Annotated in this window: 3 protein-coding genes; 1 reads left to right on the plus strand and 2 read right to left on the minus strand. The window is 65.3% G+C overall.

What is annotated here, in order from left to right; all coding sequences use genetic code 11:
• Positions 1-103: 103 nt before the first annotated feature.
• Entirely contained in the window at positions 104-295 is a 192-nt protein-coding gene (locus ABE459_RS25840) for a hypothetical protein (protein WP_110993906.1), read from the plus strand.
• Positions 296-297: 2 nt separating this feature from the next.
• On the opposite strand, the gene ABE459_RS25845 is transcribed toward ABE459_RS25840, so the two are convergent.
• Both ABE459_RS25845 and sstT read right to left on the minus strand, forming a co-directional pair.
• Positions 298-945 (minus strand): DUF480 domain-containing protein, encoded by a 648-nt coding sequence (locus ABE459_RS25845; RefSeq protein ID WP_125464754.1) that lies wholly within the window; start codon positions 943-945, stop codon positions 298-300.
• 121 nt (positions 946-1,066) lie between these two features.
• On the minus strand, positions 1,067-2,278 hold the full coding sequence (sstT, locus tag ABE459_RS25850) for a serine/threonine transporter SstT (RefSeq protein WP_125464753.1): 1,212 nt from the start codon (positions 2,276-2,278) through the stop codon (positions 1,067-1,069).
• Between the last annotated feature and the right edge of the window lie 150 nt (positions 2,279-2,428).

The following is a 2,428-nucleotide window of genomic DNA, read 5'->3' on the forward strand; positions in this document are numbered from 1 at the left end:
CCCCCGTGTTTGTATACTCTGGGGGGGGCGGGTTCTCCCCCCGCGATTGCGTTGGTGTGGCAGTGGCTATCATGAAGGGCAGGCCTATTTCGGAACCTTACCCATGACCCTGATCAGCCGCGAACCCTGGTGGCTCGTGCCACCCCAGCCCGGGCAGAAAGAGCAGGACCTGCACTGGGGCTACCTGGAAATCTACGCCGATGGCCGTACCGTGTTTGTCGACCAGCGCCCCAGCGAGCGCGAAATGGCCGAGCGCAAGAGCTGTCGCAACTTCCCCGAAGCACTCAAGCCCTGACCTCAGCCTTCCAGCTGGGCCAGGCGCTCCTCCAGCGCGGCGATCCGTGCTTCCAGCGCTTCGATGCGCTCCTGCGAGACACTGCCGGCACTGTTGCGTGCGCCACCTTCCTGCTGACGCGCGGCGAGTATCGCCTCGATTTCCGCCGGATCGCCCAGGGCGTGGGTGTAGCGGTCTTCTCGCTGGCCGGCCTGGCGCGGCAGGTGCAGGGCCAGGCCACGGGAGATCAGGCGCTCCAGCTGGTGCTGGACCTGGTCGACGTCTTCGAAATCATGCAGGCGGTTGCTGCGGGTCAGCAGTTCGTTCAGGGTTTGCGGGCCGCGCAGGAACATCAGGCCCATCAGCACCAGTTGCGCCGGTACCAGTTCCAGCGCCTTGTCCACCCGCTGTTCCCAGCGGTCGGCACGGCTGCCCATCTGCAGGCGGGCCATGTTCTGCCCTTCGAGGGCGCGCAGGGCTTGGCCAACCTGGCCGGGGGAGAGGTTCATGACAGGTTCGCGGCTGGTTTTCTGGTTGCAGGCCAGGACCAGGGCATTGAGGGTCAGGGGGTAGGTTTCCGGGCTGCTGGCCTGCTTTTCGATCAACGAACCGAGAACGCGGATTTCGGTGCTGTTGAAGCGGCCTTCGCCGGTGCTTTCGTGTTCAGACATGGCCCTGTCTCATTGCGAGGAAAAGGCCACTAGCCTAGGTAAAGTGCCTGGCTTAAGCAATCGTCGATAACTTCGCGGGGCCGCTCCCACTGAACATGGGAGCGGCCCCGCGATGGCCGCGTCAGGCGTTGCGCTGCTCCATGGCCTGGCACGCGGCGGCGGTGAACAGCACATCGGTGGAGGAGTTCAGCGCCGTCTCGGCCGAGTCCTGCAGCACGCCGATGATGAAACCGACCGCCACCACCTGCATGGCGATCTCGCTGGGAATACCGAACAGGCTGCAGGCCAGCGGGATCAGCAGCAGCGAACCACCGGCCACACCCGAGGCGCCGCAGGCACAGACCGCCGCCACTACGCTGAGCAGCACGGCGGTGGGCAGGTCGACCGGGATGCCCAGGGTGTGCACGGCCGCCAGGGTCAGCACAGTGATGGTGATCGCCGCGCCGGCCATGTTGATGGTCGCGCCCAGGGGGATCGACACCGAGTAGGTGTCCTCGTGCAGGCCGAGCTTTTCCGACAATGCCAGGTTGACCGGGATGTTGGCCGCCGAGCTGCGGGTGAAGAACGCGGTGATGCCGCTTTCGCGCAGGCACAGCAGGGTCAGCGGGTAAGGGTTGCGGCGGATTTTCCAGAATACGATCAGCGGGTTCATCACCAGTGCCACGAACAGCATGCAGCCCATCAGCACGCCCAAAAGGTGCAGGTAGCCCAGCAGCGCTTCCAGGCCGGATTGCGCCAGGGTCGAGCTGACCAGGCCGAAAATGCCCAGTGGGGCGAAGCGAATGACCACGCGCACGATCAGGGTGACGCCGTTGGACAAGTCCTCGACCACGGTGCGGGTGGTGTCATTGGCATGGCGCAGGGCAATGCCCAGGCCGATGGCCCAGGTCAGTACGCCGATGAAGTTGGCATTGAGCAGGGCGTTGATTGGATTGTCGACGGCGCTCAGCAACAGGTTCTGCATTACTTCGGTGATGCCGCCAGGGGCGCTGAGCGTGGCTTCGCTGGTGTTCAGCACCAGCTGCGAGGGGAACAGCAGGCTGGCGGCCACGGCCACCACTGCAGCGGCAAAGGTGCCCAGCAGGTACAGCCAGAGGATCGGGCGGATATGGGTTTCCTGGCCGTGGCGGTGGTTGGCGATCGAGGCCATCACCAGGATGAACACCAGCACGGGGGCAACCGCTTTGAGGGCGCTGACGAACACCTTGCCAAGAAAGCCAAGGTCACGGGCCACGGAGGGCGCGAGCAGGGCCAGGGCGATGCCGGCCACCAGGCCGATGCAGATCTGCGTCACCAGGCCGGTGCGGTTGATGAGGCGAAGAACGGGGGTCATGTGCAGCGCAATCCAGTTACGTGAAAGGGCGCGACTTTACCATACCCCGCAGGCAGCACTGCCCCCTGTAGGAGCGGCCTTGTGTCGCGAAAGGGCTGCGCAGCAGCCCCCCCCCACGGAGTCAACAGCACCAAGGCCCGGGCCGCGGCG

Origin of the sequence: Pseudomonas sp. TWI923, from assembly GCF_039673365.1 — a bacterium.
Taxonomy (GTDB): Bacteria; Pseudomonadota; Gammaproteobacteria; order Pseudomonadales; family Pseudomonadaceae; genus Aquipseudomonas; species Aquipseudomonas sichuanensis.